Annotated in this window: 17 protein-coding genes and 1 pseudogene; 11 read left to right on the top strand and 7 right to left on the bottom strand. The window is 69.9% G+C overall.

Annotated elements, in window-relative coordinates:
* Positions 1 to 147, top strand: a pseudogene (locus DIE04_RS18510) (hydrolase); the annotation flags it as partial.
* A 122-nt stretch (positions 148 to 269) separates the two neighbouring features.
* On the opposite strand, the gene DIE04_RS18505 reads toward DIE04_RS18510, so the two are convergent.
* Positions 270 to 497: a hypothetical protein gene (locus DIE04_RS18505; protein ID WP_124524181.1), complete on the bottom strand. Its 228-nt coding sequence runs from the start codon at positions 495 to 497 to the stop codon at positions 270 to 272.
* Between the two features lie 321 nt (positions 498 to 818).
* Here DIE04_RS18505 and DIE04_RS18500 point away from each other — a divergent pair, with 321 nt between their 5' ends.
* Positions 819 to 1,541 carry a haloacid dehalogenase type II gene (locus tag DIE04_RS18500; RefSeq protein WP_124524180.1) on the top strand — a complete coding sequence of 241 codons (723 nt, stop codon included), beginning with the start codon at positions 819 to 821 and terminating at the stop codon, positions 1,539 to 1,541.
* A 47-nt stretch (positions 1,542 to 1,588) separates the two neighbouring features.
* A complete protein-coding gene (locus DIE04_RS18495) occupies positions 1,589 to 2,497 on the top strand; it encodes a hypothetical protein (RefSeq protein WP_124521111.1) in 909 nt (302 codons plus the stop codon).
* A 145-nt stretch (positions 2,498 to 2,642) separates the two neighbouring features.
* On the opposite strand, the gene DIE04_RS18490 is transcribed toward DIE04_RS18495, so the two are convergent.
* Positions 2,643 to 3,602, bottom strand: a complete 960-nt coding sequence (locus tag DIE04_RS18490; RefSeq protein WP_124521113.1) for a LysR family transcriptional regulator — start codon at positions 3,600 to 3,602, stop codon at positions 2,643 to 2,645.
* A gap of 156 nt (positions 3,603 to 3,758) precedes the next feature.
* Between DIE04_RS18490 and DIE04_RS18485 the strand changes: the two genes are divergently transcribed.
* The 3 genes from DIE04_RS18485 (at position 3,759) to mmsB (ending at position 7,634) form a co-directional block, all read left to right on the top strand.
* Positions 3,759 to 5,078 (top strand): MFS transporter, encoded by a 1,320-nt coding sequence (locus DIE04_RS18485; protein WP_124524179.1) that lies wholly within the window; start codon positions 3,759 to 3,761, stop codon positions 5,076 to 5,078.
* Positions 5,079 to 5,200: 122 nt separating this feature from the next.
* Positions 5,201 to 6,727: a CoA-acylating methylmalonate-semialdehyde dehydrogenase gene (locus DIE04_RS18480; RefSeq protein ID WP_124524178.1), complete on the top strand. Its 1,527-nt coding sequence runs from the start codon at positions 5,201 to 5,203 to the stop codon at positions 6,725 to 6,727.
* Between the two features lie 16 nt (positions 6,728 to 6,743).
* A complete protein-coding gene (mmsB, locus tag DIE04_RS18475; RefSeq protein ID WP_124524177.1) occupies positions 6,744 to 7,634 on the top strand; it encodes a 3-hydroxyisobutyrate dehydrogenase in 891 nt (296 codons plus the stop codon).
* Positions 7,635 to 7,740: 106 nt separating this feature from the next.
* Here mmsB and DIE04_RS18470 read toward each other — a convergent pair whose 3' ends face one another.
* From DIE04_RS18470 to DIE04_RS18455, 4 genes are all read right to left on the bottom strand, one after another.
* Positions 7,741 to 8,073 (bottom strand): hypothetical protein, encoded by a 333-nt coding sequence (locus DIE04_RS18470; protein ID WP_044843897.1) that lies wholly within the window; start codon positions 8,071 to 8,073, stop codon positions 7,741 to 7,743.
* Between the two features lie 242 nt (positions 8,074 to 8,315).
* Positions 8,316 to 10,784 carry a cytochrome c gene (locus tag DIE04_RS18465; RefSeq protein WP_124524176.1) on the bottom strand — a complete coding sequence of 823 codons (2,469 nt, stop codon included), beginning with the start codon at positions 10,782 to 10,784 and terminating at the stop codon, positions 8,316 to 8,318.
* Positions 10,774 to 11,280: a (2Fe-2S)-binding protein gene (locus tag DIE04_RS18460; RefSeq protein ID WP_044843895.1), complete on the bottom strand. Its 507-nt coding sequence runs from the start codon at positions 11,278 to 11,280 to the stop codon at positions 10,774 to 10,776. The genes DIE04_RS18465 and DIE04_RS18460 overlap by 11 nt, the downstream gene beginning before the upstream one ends.
* Before the next feature lie 183 nt (positions 11,281 to 11,463).
* Complete coding sequence (locus DIE04_RS18455) at positions 11,464 to 12,627, bottom strand: FAD-dependent monooxygenase (RefSeq protein WP_124524175.1); 1,164 nt, start codon at positions 12,625 to 12,627, stop codon at positions 11,464 to 11,466.
* 298 nt (positions 12,628 to 12,925) lie between these two features.
* On the opposite strand from DIE04_RS18455, the gene DIE04_RS18450 reads away from it, so the two are divergent.
* The 5 genes from DIE04_RS18450 to DIE04_RS18430 all read left to right on the top strand — a co-directional run bounded on the left by DIE04_RS18450 (position 12,926) and on the right by DIE04_RS18430 (position 18,792).
* Positions 12,926 to 13,678 carry an Asp/Glu racemase gene (locus DIE04_RS18450; protein ID WP_044843893.1) on the top strand — a complete coding sequence of 251 codons (753 nt, stop codon included), beginning with the start codon at positions 12,926 to 12,928 and terminating at the stop codon, positions 13,676 to 13,678.
* A 26-nt stretch (positions 13,679 to 13,704) separates the two neighbouring features.
* Positions 13,705 to 14,535, top strand: a complete 831-nt coding sequence (locus tag DIE04_RS18445; RefSeq protein ID WP_124524174.1) for an alpha/beta fold hydrolase — start codon at positions 13,705 to 13,707, stop codon at positions 14,533 to 14,535.
* Positions 14,536 to 14,577: 42 nt separating this feature from the next.
* Positions 14,578 to 15,618, top strand: a complete 1,041-nt coding sequence (locus tag DIE04_RS18440; RefSeq protein ID WP_124524173.1) for a 2,5-dihydroxypyridine 5,6-dioxygenase — start codon at positions 14,578 to 14,580, stop codon at positions 15,616 to 15,618.
* A 19-nt stretch (positions 15,619 to 15,637) separates the two neighbouring features.
* Positions 15,638 to 16,285 (top strand): isochorismatase family protein, encoded by a 648-nt coding sequence (locus DIE04_RS18435; RefSeq protein WP_044843890.1) that lies wholly within the window; start codon positions 15,638 to 15,640, stop codon positions 16,283 to 16,285.
* A 224-nt stretch (positions 16,286 to 16,509) separates the two neighbouring features.
* Entirely contained in the window at positions 16,510 to 18,792 is a 2,283-nt protein-coding gene (locus tag DIE04_RS18430; protein ID WP_124524172.1) for a molybdopterin cofactor-binding domain-containing protein, read from the top strand.
* 36 nt (positions 18,793 to 18,828) lie between these two features.
* Here the strand turns inward: DIE04_RS18430 and DIE04_RS18425 are convergent, their stop codons facing one another.
* The gene (locus DIE04_RS18425; RefSeq protein WP_124488416.1) at positions 18,829 to 19,275 is read right to left on the bottom strand and encodes a MarR family winged helix-turn-helix transcriptional regulator; all 447 of its coding nucleotides are present in this window, start codon (positions 19,273 to 19,275) and stop codon (positions 18,829 to 18,831) included.
* Between the last annotated feature and the right edge of the window lie 307 nt (positions 19,276 to 19,582).

Below are 19,582 nucleotides of genomic sequence, written 5' to 3'. Positions count from 1 at the left end.
GCCGGCGGCCAGATGATCAGCGTCGCGCAGCTGTTCTGCGAACTGCAGCGCGACTGGGCGCGCAGCGCAACCGTTCCTGCATTCATCAACCTGTTCATCGAAACCGGCGGCACCGCGGGCATCCAGTTCTCGTACGACAAGAGCTGATTGCCGCACGTCCGCAAGCGCCGCGCTTGCGGCGCGAACCCGGCCCGCGTCGCAGCCGCCGGCGCGCGTTGCGCCACATGAACTACCCCGCCCGGGCCGGCCCGGGCGGGCACCCGCGATACCTAAACCACGTGGTAGCTTGCCGGCGGATACGCCGCCTCCAGCGCGGCCCTGAGATCCGCGTCGGACGCCGTGGCCGACGTGAAGACGGCCGTCGTGGTGCTCGCGGTGTAGGCCAGCGTCACGGCCCACGTCGGATGGTCCTCGTTGAGGTTGTCGCGCGTGGCTTGCGCGCCGAACGCGCTCGGGCCGCTGTCCGAATTGAACCCGTAGACTGAAATGGTCGGCATGGCATGTCCTTGTCGGTTGGTTGGGGAACGCCGCCGGCACGCACCAGCGACCTGCCCAGCGTAGGCGCCGCGCACGCGGGCCGGAATGTGCCGATGGTCATGGCCGAAGGCCCGTGACGGGCGGTGCGATACCGGTTTTCCCGGCTCCGCCTCGCCCTCATGCCCCCTCATGCACCCTCGATGCCGCACCGCGCGCCGCCATCGCCGCGACGCCGCCAGCCGTCTTCGCGGATACGTGATTCAATGTCATTCGAACCGGCGTCGCACGCTGCCGCCACGGCGCGCGTCGCGTCCCCCTCGACCGACCTTCACGAAAATCCCATGACGAACCCTGCCGACATCAAGGCGCTCGTTTTCGACGTGTTCGGAACGATCGTCGACTGGAGAAACGGCGTCGCGCGCGAAGCCGCCACGTTCCTGGCGCGCCACGCGCCGGATCGCGATCCGTTCGAATTCGCCGATACGTGGCGCCGCGAATATGCGCCGTCGATGGAGGAAATCCGCAGCGGGCGCAGGCGCTACGTGCGGCTCGACGTGCTGCACCGCGAGAACCTGGTGCGCACGCTCGACCGCTATGGTATCGACGGCGTGCCCGACTCGGAGATCGACGCGCTCAACCTCGCGTGGCACCGGCTCGATCCGTGGCCCGACTCCGTCTCGGCGCTGCAGCGGCTGAAGCGGCGCTACGTGATCGCGCCGCTGTCGAACGGCAATATCCGGCTGATGGTCGACGTCGCGAAGCACGGCGGCCTGCCGTGGGACGCGATTCTCGGCGCCGAAGTCGCGCACGCGTACAAGCCGTCGCCGAAGGTCTATACCGAAGCGGTCGAGATTCTCGGTCTCGAGCCGGCCGAGCTGTGCCTGGTTGCCGCGCACAATGGCGATCTGGCCGCCGCGCGGCGACTCGGGCTCGCCACCGCGTTCGTGCTGCGGCCGACCGAACACGGGCCGAACCAGACGACCGACCTGAAAGCCGATGACGCGTGGGACTTCGACGTCAAGGACCTGAACGAACTCGCGGATCGGCTCGGTTGTCCGGGTTGAGTGCCGGCTGCTAGACTCCGCACTCCGACCACATTCAGCCCCGGCCTATGTCGTCATCCCTGCGTCTGGTAGCAGGCAAGCTCACCGCGATGCGCTTTCTGGAGCGTCCCGATCGGGAGGACGCTGCGCGCCATCAGATGCCGCCCGTCGATCCCGAAGCCCGGAAGAAATCGCTCGGCTACCGGTTCACGCACTACGTGGTGCCGATTGCCGCGGCGCTCACCGGCAACGGTGCCGCCGCCAATGCGCTGGTGGTTCAGCAAGCCGACGAAGACCTCGCCCTGGCCAGCTTGAACGCCGCGGCCGACAAGGTCGAGCATCCGGCGACATGGTCGTATGCGAATATCCGCGGCAGCAAGACCTTTGCATCGGAAAACGCCTACGTCACCGTCGGGAAAAACGGCAGGATCCTGTTCGCGAAGCTCCCGGTCGAAATCGAAATCGGCGGTGACACGTACCGCGGCTTCCTCGGCGGACAGTGCTTCGACGTCGGCGACGACGTCGTTGCCGTGGTCGATCGCCGAGGCCGCCTGCTTGCGCTGTCGTCTCCGGACCGCCGCCACATGGTCATGGATCACACGTGCGGCGACACCGGGTTGGCCGGGCTGACGCATACGCTCTGGCTTGCGTGGAAATGGATGTTCATCGGCATGACCTGTTTCCTGATCCCGCTCATGCTGCTGGGCATCTGGACCAGCGACAGCGGATTTTCCGATCCGACGCTCGTCGTTCTCACGCTGCTCGGCGGACCGTTCGCATTGGGCGTCATGCTGGCACTGCTCATCGGCGTGCGCCTTGCATGGGCGGACTGGCTGCCCGCGTGGCGCGTGTCGCGCATCCTCACTGCATTGGGCCGACCGGACCTGTGCACGCGCGATTTCGGCGATGCGCTCGACGACGCCGAACGCACCGGGCGATTACGCGACACGGACGTCGGGCGAATCTATTACGCCTAGGCACGCCCAGGCGGCCGGCTGCCTGGCGGCGGCCCCTTCGCCGCGCTCGCGTGACGCCGCCGCGGGTGTGCCGCAACGCGGTGCACCTGGAACCGCGTGAACCCCGACCCGCCCGCTGCGCAAATCACCGCCGCCTCCAGCCCCGCTATTCCGGATCCCCGACGAACCGGAGCCGCTCCGACTCCCCCATCAACAACGCCCGGTTCGCGTCCGCCGCCGCGCGCAGGTAATCCCACAGCGCCGTCACGCGCCGCAGCTTGCGCAGGTCCTCGCGACACGTCAGCCAGAAGCACCGCGTGACCACCACGTCGTCCGGCAGCACCGGCACCAGCGCCGGCTGCGTGGCCGCCATGAAGCACGGCAGGATCGCGAGCGCGCCGCCCTGCAGCGCCGCGAACACCTGCGCGATCACGCTCGTCGTGCGTAGCCCGGCCGTCGCGCCGGGCACCGCGCGCTCCAGGTACAGCAGTTCGCTGCTGAACGCGAGATCGTCGACGTAACTGATGAACGCATGCCGCGCGAGATCGTCGGTGCAGGCGATCGGCGGATGACTCGCCAGATAGTCGCGCGTCGCATAGAGCCGCAACTGGTAGTCGCACAGCTTCGTGACCACGTAAGGCCCGCGTTCGGGCCGCTCGAGCGTGATCGCGAGATCGGCCTCGCGCTTCGGCAGGTTGACGAAATGCGGGACCGGCAGCAGGTCGACCGTCACATGCGGGTGCGCGACGCGAAACCGCGCGAGCTGCGGCGCGAGGAAAAAGCAGCCGAACCCTTCGGTCGACCCGATCCGCACGTGGCCCGACAGCGCCTCGCCGGTGTTCGCGACCTGGTCGCACGCGGACTGCACGGTCGTCTCCATCGCGTCCGCATACGCGACGAGCCGCTGCCCCTCGGCGGTCAGCGTGAAGCCGCCCGAGCGCGACTTGTCGAACAAAAGCGTACCCATCGCGGCCTCGAGTGCGCGAATGCGCCGCGCGACGGTCGTGTAGTCGACCCCGAGCCGCTTCGCGGCCCCGCTCGCGCGCTGCGTGCGGGCGACTTCGAGGAAGAAGCGCAGGTCGTCCCAGTTCAGGTTGCCGGAAACCGGCTCGGTGGCGTGTCGCATCGGCGGGAAAAAAAGCAGGTGTCTCGGGGCCGGGTGCCGATATGCATAAATGCACATCCAACCGGCTTTCTTGTCGGTACATCATGGATCCGCGCATAACTATACTCGACCGTGACCTGCGGACCATGAGCCGCGGGCAATAAATACGGAGACACCATGCAGACGCGATCCACCCTCGATGAGCATGCAGCCATCGCGACGCCGGCGCCCGCCCGCACCGCGCGGCACTACCTGCTGGCCGGCTGGGCCAGCATGGCCGGCACCACGATCGAGTGGTACGACTTCTTCCTCTACGGCACGGCCGCCGCGCTCGTGTTCAACCGCATCTTCTTCCCGTCGCTGGACCCCGTCGTCGGCACGCTCGCCGCGTTCGGCACGTTCGCGGTCGGCTTCATCGGCCGGCCGATGGGCGGCATCGTGTTCGGCCACTTCGGCGACCGCATCGGCCGCAAGTCGATGCTGATGATCACGCTGCTGCTGATGGGCGTGCCGAGCATGATCATCGGGCTGATCCCGTCGTACGACCGCATCGGCTACTGGGCCGCCGCGCTGCTGATCGCGATGCGCTTCCTTCAGGGGATGGCGGTCGGCGGCGAATGGGGCGGCGCGGTGCTGATGGCCGTCGAGCACGCGCCGAAGGGCCGCAAGGGGCTGTTCGGCAGCCTGCCGCAGACGGGCGTCGGGCTCGGGCTGATCCTGTCGTCGGTCGCGATGGCCGCGGTGGCCGCGCTGCCGGAAGCCGACATGCTGTCGTGGGGCTGGCGCGTGCCGTTCCTCGCGAGCATCGCGCTGGTCGGCCTCGGCTGGTTCATCCGCGCGAAGGTGCCCGAGTCGCCGGACTTCGAGAAGATGCAGCGCCAGGGCAAGGCCGAGAAGTCGCCGGTGACGGCCGCGCTGCGCCGCCATCCGCGCGAGGTGCTGACGATCGTCGGCGCACGCGCCGCGGAAAACACCTGGTTCTACATGGTCGTCACGTTCGCGCTCGCGTATGCGACGCAGCAGCTGCATCTGCCGAAGGCCGAGATGCTGCACGCGATCACGGCCGGCGCGGCGTTGTCGCTCGTCACGATGCCGCTGTGCGGGCATCTCAGCGACCGCATCGGCCAGCGCCGGATGTTCGCGATCGGCCTCGTGCTGATGTGCCTGTTCGCGGCGCCGTTCTTCCTGATGCTCGGCACGCAGCAGACGTCGACCGCATGGTGGGCGATCGTGCTCGGCCTCGGCATCGTGTTCCCGATCCTGTATGCGCCGGAGTCGCTGCTGTTCGCGCAGCAGTTCCCGGCGGAAATCCGCTACAGCGGCATCTCGCTGTCGGTGCAGCTCGCCGGCGTGATCGGCGGCGGCTTCGCGCCGATGATCGCGACGTCGCTGCTCAAGGCCGGCGGCGGCCAGCCGCACTACGTGATCGCGTACCTCGTCGGCTTCGGCGTGTTCGCGCTCGCGTGTACTGCGTCGATGCGTCCGGCGCGTGCGTAAGCATCGGCCCGCAGCGATCCGCATCGCCCCGATTTCAGTTCGACCTGCCGTCCGCCGTGGCCGCACGCGCGACGGACGCAGCCCACGTGTTTTCTTCGCATCACCGTTTCCCGGAGAGTTCCATGAACGCCGCAGTTCCCCAGACCACCCTCGCCCTGCCCACCGCCAAGCTGCTGATCGACGGCGCGTTCGTCGAATCGCAAAGCGCCGAATGGGGCGACATCGTCAACCCCGCGACGCAGGAAGTGATCGGCCGCGTGCCGTACGCGACGCTCGACGAGGTCGATGCCGCGATCGCGTCCGCGCAACGCGCGTTCCAGACCTGGAAGACGACGCCGATCGGCGCGCGGCTGCGCATCATGCTGAAGTTCCAGGACCTGGTGCGCCGCAATCTCGAACGGATCGCGCACACGCTGACGGCCGAGCAGGGCAAGACGCTGCCCGACGCACAGGGCGACATCTTCCGCGGCCTCGAAGTGGTCGAGCATGCGTGCTCGATCGGCACGCTGCAGCAAGGCGAATTCGCGGAGAACGTCGCGGGCGGCGTCGACACCTACACGCTGCGCCAGCCGATCGGCGTGTGCGCGGGCATCACGCCGTTCAACTTCCCCGGCATGATCCCGCTGTGGATGTTCCCGATGGCGATCGTGTGCGGCAACACGTTCGTGCTGAAACCGTCCGAACAGGATCCGCTGTCGACGATGCAGCTCGTCGAACTCGCGATCGAGGCCGGCGTGCCGCAGGGCGTGCTGAACGTCGTGCACGGCGGCAAGACCGCGGTCGACCGTCTGTGCACGCACCCGGACATCAAGGCGATCTCGTTCGTCGGCTCGACGCGCGTCGGCACGCACGTGTACAACCTCGGCAGCCAGCACGGCAAGCGCGTGCAGTCGATGATGGGCGCGAAGAACCACGCGGTCGTGCTGCCCGATGCGCACCGCGAGCAGTCGATCAACGCGCTGGTCGGCGCAGGCTTCGGCGCGGCCGGCCAGCGCTGCATGGCGACGTCGGTCGTCGTGCTGGTCGGCCAGGCGCGCGACTGGCTGCCCGAGCTGGTCGAGAAGGCGAAGGCGCTGAAGGTCAACGCCGGCGCCGAAGCCGGCACGGACGTCGGTCCGGTCGTGTCGAAGGCGGCGAAGGCCCGCATCCTGTCGCTGATCGACGCGGGCGTGAAGGCAGGCGCGACGCTGCTGCTCGACGGCCGCGACGTGAAGGTGCCCGGCTACGAGCAGGGCAACTTCGTCGGCCCGACGATCTTCTCGAACGTGACGACCGACATGTCGATCTATCAGGAAGAAATCTTCGGGCCGGTGGTGGTCGTGCTCGAAGCCGACACGCTCGACGACGCGATCGCGCTGGTCAACCGCAACCCGATGGGCAACGGCGTCGGCCTGTTCACGCAGAGCGGCGCGGCCGCGCGCAAGTTCCAGAGCGAGATCGACATCGGCCAGGTCGGCATCAACATCCCGATCCCGGTGCCGGTCCCCTACTTCAGCTTCACCGGCTCGCGCGGCTCGAAGCTCGGCGATCTCGGCCCGTACGGCAAGCAGGTCGTGCAGTTCTACACGCAGACGAAGACGGTCACCGCGCGCTGGTTCGACGACGACGCGACGGCCGGCGGCGTGAACACGACGATCGCGCTGCGCTGATCAAGGAAGCCTGCACATGGAAATCGCATTCATCGGACTCGGCAACATGGGCGGCCCGATGGCCGCCAACCTGCTCAAGGCCGGCCACGCGCTGACGGTGTTCGACCTCGACGCGAACGCGGTCGACGCGGCGGTGCGCGCGGGCGCGACGGCGGCCGCGTCGCCGCGTGACGCGGCCGCCCGCGCGTCGCTGGTGATCACGATGCTGCCGGCCGCGCAGCACGTGCGCGCGGTCTACCTCGGCGACGACGGCGTGCTGGCCGGCGCGCGTGCCGGCGCGACGTTGGTCGACTGCAGCACGATCGATCCGGGCACCGTGCGCGCGGTGGCCGACGCCGCCGCGCAGCGCGACTTCCCGTTCGCCGACGCGCCGGTGTCGGGCGGCACCGGCGGCGCGCAGGCCGGCACGCTGACCTTCATGGTCGGCGCGCAAGGCGCGCTGTTCGAGCGCATCCGCCCGGTACTGCTCGACATGGGGAAGAACGTCGTGCATTGCGGCGGCACGGGCACCGGGCAGATCGCGAAGATCTGCAACAACCTGCTGCTCGGCATCTCGATGATGGGCGTGGCCGAAGCGATGGCGCTCGGCGCCGCGCTCGGCATCGATCCGGCCGTGCTGGCCGGCATCATCAACACGTCGACCGGCCGCTGCTGGAGTTCGGACACCTACAACCCGTATCCGGGCGTGAACGACGCGGCACCCGCCGCGCGCGGCTACTCGGGCGGTTTCGCCGCGAACCTGATGCTGAAGGATCTCGGGCTCGCGACCGAAGCCGCGCGCAGCGCACGGCAGCCGGTGTGGATGGGCGCGCTCGCGCAGCAGCTCTATCAGTCGATGAGCCAGCACGGGCTCGGCACGCTCGACTTCTCCGCGTGCGTGAAGCTGTACGAGGCGCAGCCCGCGTAACGCGGCCGGCGGACGTGCGACGGCCCGCGCTGCCCGTCAACGGCATCGCGGGTCGGTTCACATCCGGAGCAGTGCGGAGGTTACGGCCGCGCGGGCGGCGCGGCGCTTATCCGCGCGGGTTCGACGCGGTCTCGAAGGTCGGATGGCACTCGAACGCGAGTTCGGAGCGCGCGTCGACGCGGCGGCCGCCGGTCACCGACTCCTGCTTCAGGCTCGCGCGCATGCCGCGCTGCGTGCAGTAGTTGGTCGCTTCGTCGACAGCTTTCGCATGGGCGTCGGCCCACGTCGTCGACACGCCGAGCGTGCGCGTCGTCACGGTGAAGACGTTCGGATTCGATGTCGTGGTCACGTCGGAAGCGGTCGAACATGCGGCGAGCAAGCATGCAACGGCCGCGATGGTCAACCCTCGCAGGGATCGAAAAGATAGAGCAATGGACATGGGGGGGCAAGCGCGCGTCGATTCGACGGCATTGAGCAACATAGGCGACAGTATGCCTGCCCGATCGCCGGAGATCATGCCCTTTTCAGTGAACACATTGTTTCGAATGGTTAAACGATGGGGTGCTGCCGGCAAGATTTGCGGCCCTCGTCACGCCCGTCGTTGCGCAGCGTGTCGCTTTTCCCGGCTTCCCGGCCGACGCACGGTTTCTGCCCGGCGACCGCCATCGGCCGGCGCGCCGGTCAGTGCGCACGCGCCTGCCGGATTCTCGCCGAAGCCTCCTCCAGGCTTCGCCACGCCGGTTGGCCGGGCGCATAGCGCGCGCGGATGTATGCGGCGAGCTCGGCCATCTGCCGGTCGTCGAACGCGTCGCGGAAGCCGGGCATGTAGCCGAGCCCGTCGGTGGCCGGATGGTCGATCCCGTCGTGCAGCACGCGCAGCAGGTTGTCGGGCGCCGCCTGGCTGACGCTCGTGTTGAGCCCCATCAGCGGACGCACGCCGAAATGCCCGACCCCGCCCGTCTCCGCGTGACAGACCGCGCACGCGGCATCGAACGCGCGCCGGCCGCTCTCGAGGCCGAGCGTCGCGACCGCTTCCGCACCGCGTGCATGGCGGGTCGCCGCGTCGACGGCCACCGCGGCATCGACGGGCGGCGACAGCGACGCCAGGTAATGCGCGATCGCCCGGACGTCCGATTCGGGCAGCGCCGCGAGCCCCGCGACGACCGGCGCCATCGGCCCGGCCGCGACGCCGTGCTGCGCGGAGAAGCCCGTGCGCAGGTAGTCGAACAGCGCGCCTTCGGTCCACGGCACCGGCGACGCCGGCGACGCGACGAGCGGCGGCGCGACCCATCCCTCGGCCTCGCCGCCGGCCAGATATGCGCGGCCGCCCCGTTCCGCGCCGAGCGCGTTGCGCGGCGTATGGCACGCGCCGCAGTGCCCGGCGCCGTCGACCAGATACTTGCCGCGATTCCACGACGCGGAGCGCGCCGGATCCGGCACGAACGGCCGCGCGTCGTGAAACAGCCAGTTCCATCCGGCGACGAGGCGCCGCTGGTCGAGCGGGAACGGCAGCTTCGTCTTCGGCGGCGCATGCTTCACCGGCGGCTGCGACATCAGGTATGCATACAGCGCGAGCAGGTCGGGCTCGCTCAGCTTCGCGAACGCGGTGTACGGAAACGCCGGATACAGATGCGAGCCGTCGCGCCCGATGCCTTCGCGCATCGCGCGCGCGAACGCCGGATACGACCATGCGCCGATGCCGGTTTCCGGATCGGGCGTGATGTTGGTCGTGTAGATCGTGCCGAACGGCGTGTCGAGCGCGAGACCGCCCGCATTGGCCGCGCCGCCCGGCGCGGTATGGCAGACCGCGCAATCGCCGGCGAGCGCGATCAGGCGGCCGCGTTCGAGCGTCGCCGCGCTCCACATCGCGCCGTCCGCGCCGCCGGGTGCGACCGGCGCAATCGGGGCGACCGGCGCCGGGCCCGGCAGGATCGCGCAGGCCAGCCCGATCAGCCCGCCGACGACCCCGCCCGCGCCGCCACCGGCCAGCCAGCGGCGCCAGCGCGATGACGATAACGATGACGCGCGGCGCGGCGCGCCGGAACTGCGCTCGCCGACATCGGCCGGCTCAGGGCGGGCCAGCGCGTCGCGAATGCGTGCGGCGTCGAACGGCGGCGCGCGAAAACGCACGCCCGTCGCGTCATGCAGCGCGTTCGCGATCGCGGCCGCCGCCGGCGCCACCGCCTGTTCGATCCGTTGCGCGTCGTATGCCGACAGCGACCGGGCGCGACCGACTCCCGGCTCTGCGTCGTCGAACGCGACGAGTTCATGCGCGATCGCATCCGGCGCGACATCGCCGCCGGTCTCGTCATGCGCCGGCCGTGCGGACAGCCGCGCGCCCATCACGCGCGAAATCGCCGCCTCGATCTGCCACGCGGGCAAGCCCGCCATCGACGCCTGACCGGGCTCGCCCGCGCCCTGCCCGGCGACGACGCGGCGCACCGCGACGTCGCCCGTCGCGCGATCGACGTCGAGATCGACCACCCAGGCGGACCAGTGCGGATCGTCGTCGCGGCCCGCGTCCGCGTGCGGGTTTTCGCCTGCGGACGGCGCCTCGAGCGCGCCCGCACCATCGAATGCAAAGCCGCGCCCACTGAGGCGGTCCTGCGCCGCTGTATGGGCACGGCCCGTGGCCGGTTCGCCCCACGCCGCGCGTTCGCTGACCATCCGGATGATCTCGCGCGGCCCGGCATCGCGCGACGCATCGAGATGCTGCAGGCGCAATGCGACCGGATCGCGCCGCAGCGCACCGGCCAGTTCGTCGACGAACGACTCGCGCGCGAATGCGTGCGCGTGGCCGGGAATCGCGTGGTGGACGTCGGCCATCTCGATCGACGTCTGCGCATGTCGATAGACGAACGGCGACGACCGAGCCGATGCCCCGCCCCGCGCCGCCGCGCGCCGCGCATCCGGTGTCGTGCCGGCCTTCGCGCGATAGCGCCACGTCGTCATCCGCCCATCGGCGGCGGTCCGCGTTTCGAGCTCGAACGACGCGTGCGCACGCGCATCGCCGATCGGCCATTCGTAGTGTGCGCGGTGCATGCGCGCCGCGTCGTCCGCACGCCGCGCCGAACCGACCGCCGCTTCATCGCGCCGCACATCGCTCGCATCGGCTTCGGGCTGCGCGGGCACGCTCAGGTCATGCTTCATCGCCGTCGTCCCGCAGATAGCGCGCGGCCCGATGCACCGCGCGGATGATCTCCAGATGCGTGCCGCAGCGACAAAGATTGAAGCGCAGCGCGTCGCGGATCGCCGCATCGTCCGGTGACGGATTACGGTCGAGCAGCGCCTTCGTGCTCATGATCATTCCGTTCAGGCAATAGCCGCACTGCGCGGCCTGCTCGTCGATGAACGCGCGCTGGATCGGATGCGGCGCGTCGCGCGAGCCGAGCCCTTCGAGCGTCGTCACGTCGCGCCCGTGCGCGGCGGCGGCCGGCACGACGCACGCGCGCGTCGCCTGAGCGTCGACCAGCACCGTACACGCGCCGCACTGTCCGAATCCGCAGCCGTACTTCGGGCCGTTGAGCGCGCAGTCGTTGCGCAGGACCAGCAGCAGCGGCGCGTCGGGCGCGGCAGCGTCGAACGTGTGCGGCGTGCCGTTCACGCGAAACGCGAGCGGCCGCGACGGGGAAGCGGGATGGGACATGAAGGGATCCGGAATGCGGGGCGCGGGCCGGCAGGCCGTGTTGGGGCCGGCAGCGGGCACGGCCGCCGGCTCGCGACGGGCCGGCGTCGCGCGCAGCGCTCACGTATAACACGCCGAAATGCGTACCGCCGCATCGATCACCGATACGGCGGCGCGGCATCCGGCGCGGACACCGCATGCGCGTCAGGCGACGGCCGCCACGTTGCCGCGCGACGGCGACGGCGACACCAGCGGCACGTCGAACACGTCGTAGCCGAACACCCACGACGGATCCTCGTTGGTGCGCAGCCACGTGTTGTTGTGCGACACGAGCTGCACCTTCGACGCGCGTGCCGCGCGGTTCGCCTCGTACAGCGCGAACGCACCCGCGTAATCGCCGATGCCGACTTCGTCGAGGCAGCGCGCGAGCATCGCCGCATCCTCGATCGCCATCGCCGCGCCCTGCGCCATGTGCGGCTTCATCGGATGGCATGCGTCGCCGAGCAGCACGAGACGGCCGCGGCTCCACAACGGCAGCGGGTCGCGCTCGAGCAGCGGCCACTTCGTGATCGACGGCGACACGTCGATCAGATGCTGGATGTCGGCGTGGAAGCCGGCGAACGCCTCGCGCATTTCATCGCGGCTGCTGTCGACCATCGACACGCCTTCCGGCCACTCGGCCTGCGGCACGCCGGTCACGTAGTAGTACTCGTCGCGCTTCTCGGTCACGTAGTAGACCATCATGTGGCGATCCTCCGACCACCATTTCACGCACATGTCGTACGGCTTGTTGCCGAGCAGCGAGGCCGGGAACACCGCGCGATGCGCGACGTAGCCCGTATAGCGCGGCGGCTCCGCGCCGAGCAGGTGCTCGCGGATCCGCGAGTTCACGCCGTCCGCGCCGATCACGATGTCGGCCGTCTCGGCGCTGCCGTCGGCAAACGTCAGCCGCACCGCGTCACCCGTGTCCTCCACCGACGCGAGCCGCTTGCCGAAGCGGATCGTGCCGGGCGTCACCGCCTGCGTCATCAGCGCGTGGAAATCGCCGCGATGCACGGTCAGGTAGCTCGCGCCGTAGGTCCTGCGCGCGTAGTCGCCGAGCGGAATCCGCGACAGCACGTCGGCCGTCTGCCAGTCGCGGCTGTACCAGCAATCCGGATGCGAACCCATCGTCTCCAGCGCGTCCTCGCAGCCGATGCGCCGCATGATCTTCATCACGTTCGGGCCGAGATGGATGCCCGCGCCGAGGCGCGAGAACGCCGGCGCCTGCTCGTACAGCGCGACGTCGTAGCCGCCGCGCTGCAGCAGCGCCGCGGCGGCCGTGCCGCCGAGACCGGCGCCGATGATTGCGATACGGGGTTTGCTCATGCGGATCTCCTGATCGTGAGCCCGGCGCCGGACGCGGCACGAGAACGGGCGGATTGAATGACGTTTATATAGCGTACACACTCAATTTATTCAAGACAAGGGGATTATTTCCGGTGGCCACCCCATCCGGGAAAACACCAATAAAACCTCATATACATCCGAAAATAAACGATCCACGCCTGAAAGGAATCATTTTGACCCATTGTCATTTTCAAATGTACACACTAGACTTTCCCCGAAACCAGGCGATCCCGCGCCAGCGTGCCGCCCCACCCTTACCGACACGGAGCCTCCCGTCATGAGCAAGACCTACCGCATCGGCCAGATCGTGCCGAGTTCCAACACGACGATGGAAACCGAGATTCCCGCGATGCTGCGGTTGCGCGAGGCGATCCGGCCCGAGCGCTTCACGTATCACTCGAGCCGGATGCGGATGAAGAAGGTCGTCAAGGAAGAACTCGCGGCGATGGACGCCGAGTCCGACCGCTGCGCGGTGGAACTGAGCGATGCGCGCGTCGACGTGCTCGGCTACGCGTGCCTCGTCGCGATCATGGCGATGGGCCACGGCTATCACCGCGTGTCGCAGGCCCGCCTCACGAAGCACACGGCCGACAACGGCGCGCAGGCGCCGGTGCTGACGAGCGCGGGCGCGCTCGTCGATGCGCTGAAGGTGATCGGCGCGAAGCGCATCGTGGTGGTCGCGCCGTACATGCTGCCGCTGACCGAGCTCGTGGTCGACTACATCCGCAACGAAGGCTACGACGTGATCGCGTATCGCGCGCTCGAGATCCCCGACAACCTCGACGTCGGCCGCCACGACCCGGCGCGCCTGCCCGACATCGTGAAGACGCTGCCGTACCAGGACGCCGATGCGATCGTGCTGTCCGCGTGCGTGCAGATGCCGTCGCTGCCGGCCGTCGCGAAGGTCGAGGCGATGACGGGCAAGCCCGTGATCACGGCCGCGATCGCGACGACCTACGCGATGCTGCGCGAACTCGATCTCGAACCGATCGTGCCCGGCGCCGGCGCGCTGCTGTCCGGCGCGTATTGAGCGCCCCGCTACTTCGGAGCATCGCCATGTCCTCGACTTTCCTGTACGGCGCGAACGTCCGCGCCAACGGCATCCGCCAGCACTACCTGCGCTACGGCGGCGCCACGGGCGCGCGCGCGTCGCGCCCCGCGATCGTGCTGATTCCCGGCATCACGAGCCCCGCGATCACCTGGGGCTTCGTCGGCGAGGTGTTCGGCGCGGCATTCGACACCTATGTGCTCGACGTGCGCGGCCGCGGGCTGTCCGACGCGTCGCCGTCGCTCGACTACGGCCTCGATGCGCAAGCCGATGACATCGCGGCGTTCGTCGCCGCGCTCGGCCTGCCGCGCACGAGCCTGGTCGGCCATTCGATGGGCGCGCGGATCGCCGCGCGCGCGGCGCGGCGCGGCGTCCGTGGGCTCGAATCGGTCGTGCTCGTCGATCCGCCGGTGTCGGGCCCGAACCGGCGCGACTATCCGGGCAAGCTGCCGTGGTACATCGACTCGATGGCGCTCGCGCGCGCCGGCACCGATGCCGAAGGGATGCGCGCGTTCTGCCCGACCTGGACCGATGCCGAGCTGCAACTGCGCGCCGAGTGGCTGCATACCTGCGACGAGCGCGCGGTGCGCACGTCGTACGAAGGCTTCCACACCGACGACTTCCACGCGGATGCCGCGCAACTGGCCGTGCCGTCGCTGCTGATCACGGCCGAGCGCGGCGACGTGGTGCGCGACGACGACGTCGCCGAACTGCAGCGTGCGACGCCGTCGATGCGGCACGTGCGCGTGCCCGATGCCGGCCACATGATCCCGTGGGACAACGCGGCGGGCTTCTACGCGGCGTTCGGCAGCTTCCTCGGCGCGCCGCTCGCGGCCTGATTTCGCCTCCCCCTTCCCTTCACGCCATTACCGGAGCCGACGATGCCAGTCAGCGACTATCAACTGATCGACGCGTGGAAGCAGGTGCTCACGCTGTCGCGCCTCGAACCGGGCCAGACCGTCACGATCCTGACGAGCGCGGCCACTCATCCGCAGACGCTGTCGTGCGCGCTGATCGCGACGCAATCGATGGGCGCGATCGTCAACCGGCTCGACCTGCCGCCGGTGAACGGCGAGAAGGCGTTCAGCCGCGACCCGCTCGCGTATCTCGGCACGACGCCGCTGACCGGCAACCGCGCCGCGATCGCCGCATTGCGCGAGAGCGACCTCGTGCTCGACCTGATGACGCTGCTGTTCTCGCCCGAGCAGCACGACATCCTGAAATCCGGCACGAAGATCCTGCTCGCGGTCGAGCCGCCCGAAGTGCTGGTGCGGATGGTGCCGACACTGGCCGACCGCACGCGCGTGCTCGGCGCCGCGAAGAAAATCGCCGCCGCGCGCGAGATGCGCGTGACCTCCGCAGCCGGCACGGCGCTCGTGTGCCCGCTCGGCGATTTCCCGCCGACCGCCGAATACGGCTTCGTCGACGCGCCGGGCCGCTGGGACCACTGGCCGAGCGGCTTCGCGCTGACCTTCCCGAACGACCGCACCGCGCGCGGCACGATCGTGATCGATCGCGGCGACATCCTGCTGCCGCAGAAACATTACGTGAGCGAGCCGATCGCGCTGACCGTCGAAGGCGGCTATGCGACGCGCATCGAAGGCGGCGTCGATGCCGACCTGCTGCGCGACTACATGGAAACCTTCGCGGACCCGGAAGGCTATGCGATCTCGCACATCGGCTGGGGGCTGCAGCCGCGCGCGCGCTGGTCGACGCTCGGCCTGTACGACCGCGAGGCGACGATCGGGATGGATGCGCGTGCGTTCGAAGGCAACTTCCTGTTCTCGCTCGGCCCGAACAACGAAGGCGGCGGCACCCGCACGACCACCTGCCACATCGACATCCCGCTGCGCCGCTGCACGGTCGAGCTCGACGGCGAAACCGTCGTGCGCGAAGGCCGCGTGGCCGATCAACCCGCCTGACCGACGAGTGCCCGACACCATGACCGATCTTTCCCGCCACGCCGAAGCAAACGTCTACCGCCAGCAGGGTTTCGGCACGCCGCTGCCGCCGCACGGCAACATCGGACTGCTGATCGTCGACTTCGTGGTCGGCTTCGCCGATCCCGCGACGTTCGGCGGCGGCAACATCGCGCCGGCGATCGCGCGCACGACGCGGGCGCTCGCGCTCGCGCGCGCACGCGGCTGGCCGGTCGCGCACAGCCGCATCGTGTACGCGGACGACGGCAGCGACGACAACGTGTTCTCGCTGAAGGTGCCCGGGATGGCGACGCTGACCGAGCACCATCCGAACAGCGCGATCGTGCCCGAACTCACGCCTGCCGCCGGCGAACTCGTCGTGCGCAAGACCGTGCCGTCGGCGTTCTTCGGCACGCAGCTCGCGCCGTGGCTCGCGCAGCGCGCGGTGCAGACGCTGCTCGTCGCGGGCGCGGTGACGAGCGGCTGCGTGCGCGCGAGCGTGGTCGACGCGATGTCGCACGGGTTCCGCCCGCTCGTGCTCGCCGATTGCGTCGGCGATCGCGCGATCGCGCCGCACGACGCGAACCTGTTCGACATGCAGCAGAAATACGCGGCCGTGATGCCGCTCGACGATGCGATCGCGGCGATCGATGCCGTGCACGCGCGCTGAGCCGCCGCGCCGATCGCGGGCGGTGCGGCACGGGTGGTACGAACGGCAGCCGTGCCCGCGCCGGCGCGCGATTGACGCTGCGCTTTTGTCGGCCTAGATTGACCGCGTGCGCCATCGCGCACGCCCGGGCCGTCGCCCCGTGCGCGGCACGCGGCAGCAGCGCCGCCGCCGCAGGCGCTGCGACCGGCCGCCGGTCGCGCCCTCCCCGACAGGACACCTGAACCGTGAACCGCTCCGAACTGCTTGCGCGCGACGGCTGCCTGACCGTGATCCGGCCGCCCGCGCCGCCGCCCAAGCCGGCGCCCGGCCAGCCGGGCAGCCTGTCGTCGTACGTGCCGGCGCAGCCCGAGGTGTTCGTCGCGATCCTCGACGATGGACGCATCCTCGCGTTCAACGGCCACGTCGACCTCGGCACCGGCATCCGCACGTCGCTCGCGCAGATCGTGGCGGAGGAGCTCGACGTGCCGGCCGCGCGCGTGACGATGGTGCTCGGCGACACGGCCGCGACGCCGAACCAGGGTCCGACCATCGCGAGCGCGACGATCCAGATTTCCGCGACGCCGCTGCGCTGCGCGGCCGCGCAGGCACGCCACGCGCTGCTGGCGCTGGCCGCCGAGCGCTTCGGTGTCGACCCCGCGCAACTGAGCATCGACGACGGCACGATCGCCGCACCGGCCGGCGGGCACACAGCAACGTTCGCCGCGCTCGTCGCGGCGCGCCGCATCGCGCTCACGCTCGACCTGAACGCCCGCACGAAGGATCCCGCCCGCTACCGGATCGTCGGCCGGTCGTCGCCGCGCGTCGACCTGCCTGCGAAGGCCACCGGCCAGCTCACGTTCGTGCATGACATGCGCGTGCCGGGCATGCTGCACGGCCGCGTCGTGCGGCCGCCGTATGCGGGCCACGACAGCGGCGCGTTCGTCGGCACGTCGCTGGTGGACGTCGATCGCGCGTCGGTCGCCGACGTGCCCGGGCTCGTGGCGGTCGTCGCGCTCGGCGACTTCGTCGGCGTCGTCGCCGAGCGCGAGGAACACGCGATCCGCGCGGCACGCCAGCTGCGCGTCGCGTGGCGCCCGCACCCTGCGCTGCCGCCGCTCGACACGCCCGCGGCCGCGATCGCCGCCGCGCCCGCGCAACGCCGGTTGCTGCTTGACGAAGGCGACGTCGACGCGGCACGCGCGCAACCCGGCACGATCACGCTGTCGCGCACCTATGCGTGGCCGTTCCAGATGCACGGCTCGATCGGCCCGTCGTGCGCGCTCGCCGACTATCGCGCACCCGGCGACGGCCGGATCACCGTATGGTCCGGCACCCAGAACCCCGTATCGCTGCGCTACGACCTCGCGACGCTCGTGGCGCGCGACGAAGCCGATATCGACATCGTGCGGATGGAAGCGGCCGGCTGCTACGGCCGCAACGGCGCGGACGACGTCTGCGGCGACGCGCTGCTGCTGTCGCGCGCGGTCGCCCGCCCGGTGCGCGTGCAGCTGTCGCGCGCGGACGAGCATCTGTGGGAACCGAAGGGCGCCGGGCAGCTGATGCAGGTGACGGGCACCGTGACGCGCGACGGCCGCCTGCTCGGCTACGACTTCACGACGCGCTATCCGTCGAACGACGCGCCGCTGCTCGCGACGCTCCTGACCGGCGCGATCGCGCCCGAACCGCGCGTGTTCGAAATGGGCGACCGCACCGCCGTGTCGCCGTATGAAAGCCCGGACCGCCGCTTCGTCTGCGAGGATCTCGCGCCGCTCGTGCGCGCCTCGTGGCTGCGCGGCGTGTCGGCATTGCCGAACTCGTTCGCGCACGACGCGTTCGTCGACGAATGCGCGACGCTGGCCGGCATCGATCCGCTCGCGTTCCGGCTGCGCCATCTCAAGGACACGCGCGCGACCGAACTGCTGCAGGCCGTCGCCGATCGCGCGGGCTGGACGCCGCGGCGCGTGGATCGCGGAAATGAAGCGGCAGCAGCGCGCGTCGTCCGCGGACGCGGCGTCGCCTACGCACGCTACGTCCACAGCCGCTTCCCCGGTTTCGGCGCGGCCTGGTCCGCATGGATCGTCGACCTGAGCGTCGATCGCGTGTCGGGCGAGATCCGCATCGAACGCGTGACGGTCGGCCAGGACACCGGCACGATGATCAACCCCGACGGCGTGCGCCACCAGATCCACGGCAACGTGATCCAGGTATTGAGCCGCACGCTGAAGGAACGCGTGCGGTTTGCCGACGGCAAGGTCGCGTCGCGCGAATGGGCGAGCTATCCGATCCTGACGTTCGACGAAGTGCCGGACGTCGACGTGGTGCTGATGCCGCGGCAAGGCGAGCCGCCGCTCGGCGCGGGCGAATCGGCGTCGGTGCCGGGGCCCGCCGCCGTCGCGAATGCGCTGTTCGATGCGACCGGCGTGCGCTTCTACGCGCCGCCGTTCACGCCCGAGACGGTGCGCGCCGCGCTGCGCGAGGCCGGCCGGCTTCCGGCTACCGAAGCGAGTGTCGCAGCAAGCGCCGCATGAGGCCGGTTTGCGTCGAGGGCCGGACGGCGCCGCGCGTCACGCGTCGCCGTCGGCCTCCATCATCTTGCGCAGCAGGTACTGCAATGCGACGCGTTCGCCCGGATTGAGCGGCCCGTACGTGCGCTCGGTCACCTGCCGCGCGAACGGCACCGTGCGGTCGATCAGCGCGAGGCCCGCCGCGGTCGCGCGCACGATCAGCTTGCGGCCGTCGTTCGGGTCGGGCAGCACCTCGATCAGCGCGCGCGTCTTCAACCGCTCGACGACGCCGCGAATGGTCGCCTGGTCGATCGCCGTCGCCTTCACGATGTCGTTCAGCGAACACGCCTGCTTTTCCTTGACCGCGCACAGCGCGACGAACTGCGCGGCGGTCAGGTCCGAATCGGGGATCGCTTCCTGGAAGATCGCGACGTGCCGCTGATAGGCACGGCGCAGCAGGTGCCCGACCTGGTCGTGAAAGTCGTAGGAATCCTTGGAAGACGCCATGAAGATGAAGGCTCGCGCGGCATGAATGGGAAAGGCAAGCAGTGTACACCCTCAAATCGGTGCATCCGGTCACGCGGCCGCTGCTTCGTTGCGGTGCGTCAGGGTTCGTGGCGCCCGACCCGCGTCGCGCCCGACAAGCGCCCGACCATGTCGGCCTGCTCGCGGACATCGACGCTGCAACGCCCGCGGCTCGCGCGATCCGGCGGGCTGCCGGACGCGCGCGCTCCGAACGCCGAAGCACTGGCGTGCACACACTCCACTTTTGAGCGTATACGCACGAATTTCGTGCATGCCTCAGGATGAAAAA

Source organism: Burkholderia sp. Bp8994 (genome assembly GCF_003853805.1).
Classification (GTDB): Bacteria; Pseudomonadota; Gammaproteobacteria; order Burkholderiales; family Burkholderiaceae; genus Burkholderia.
Note: the sequence above shows the minus strand (reverse complement) of the source record. Positions and strands in the feature narration are given on the sequence as shown.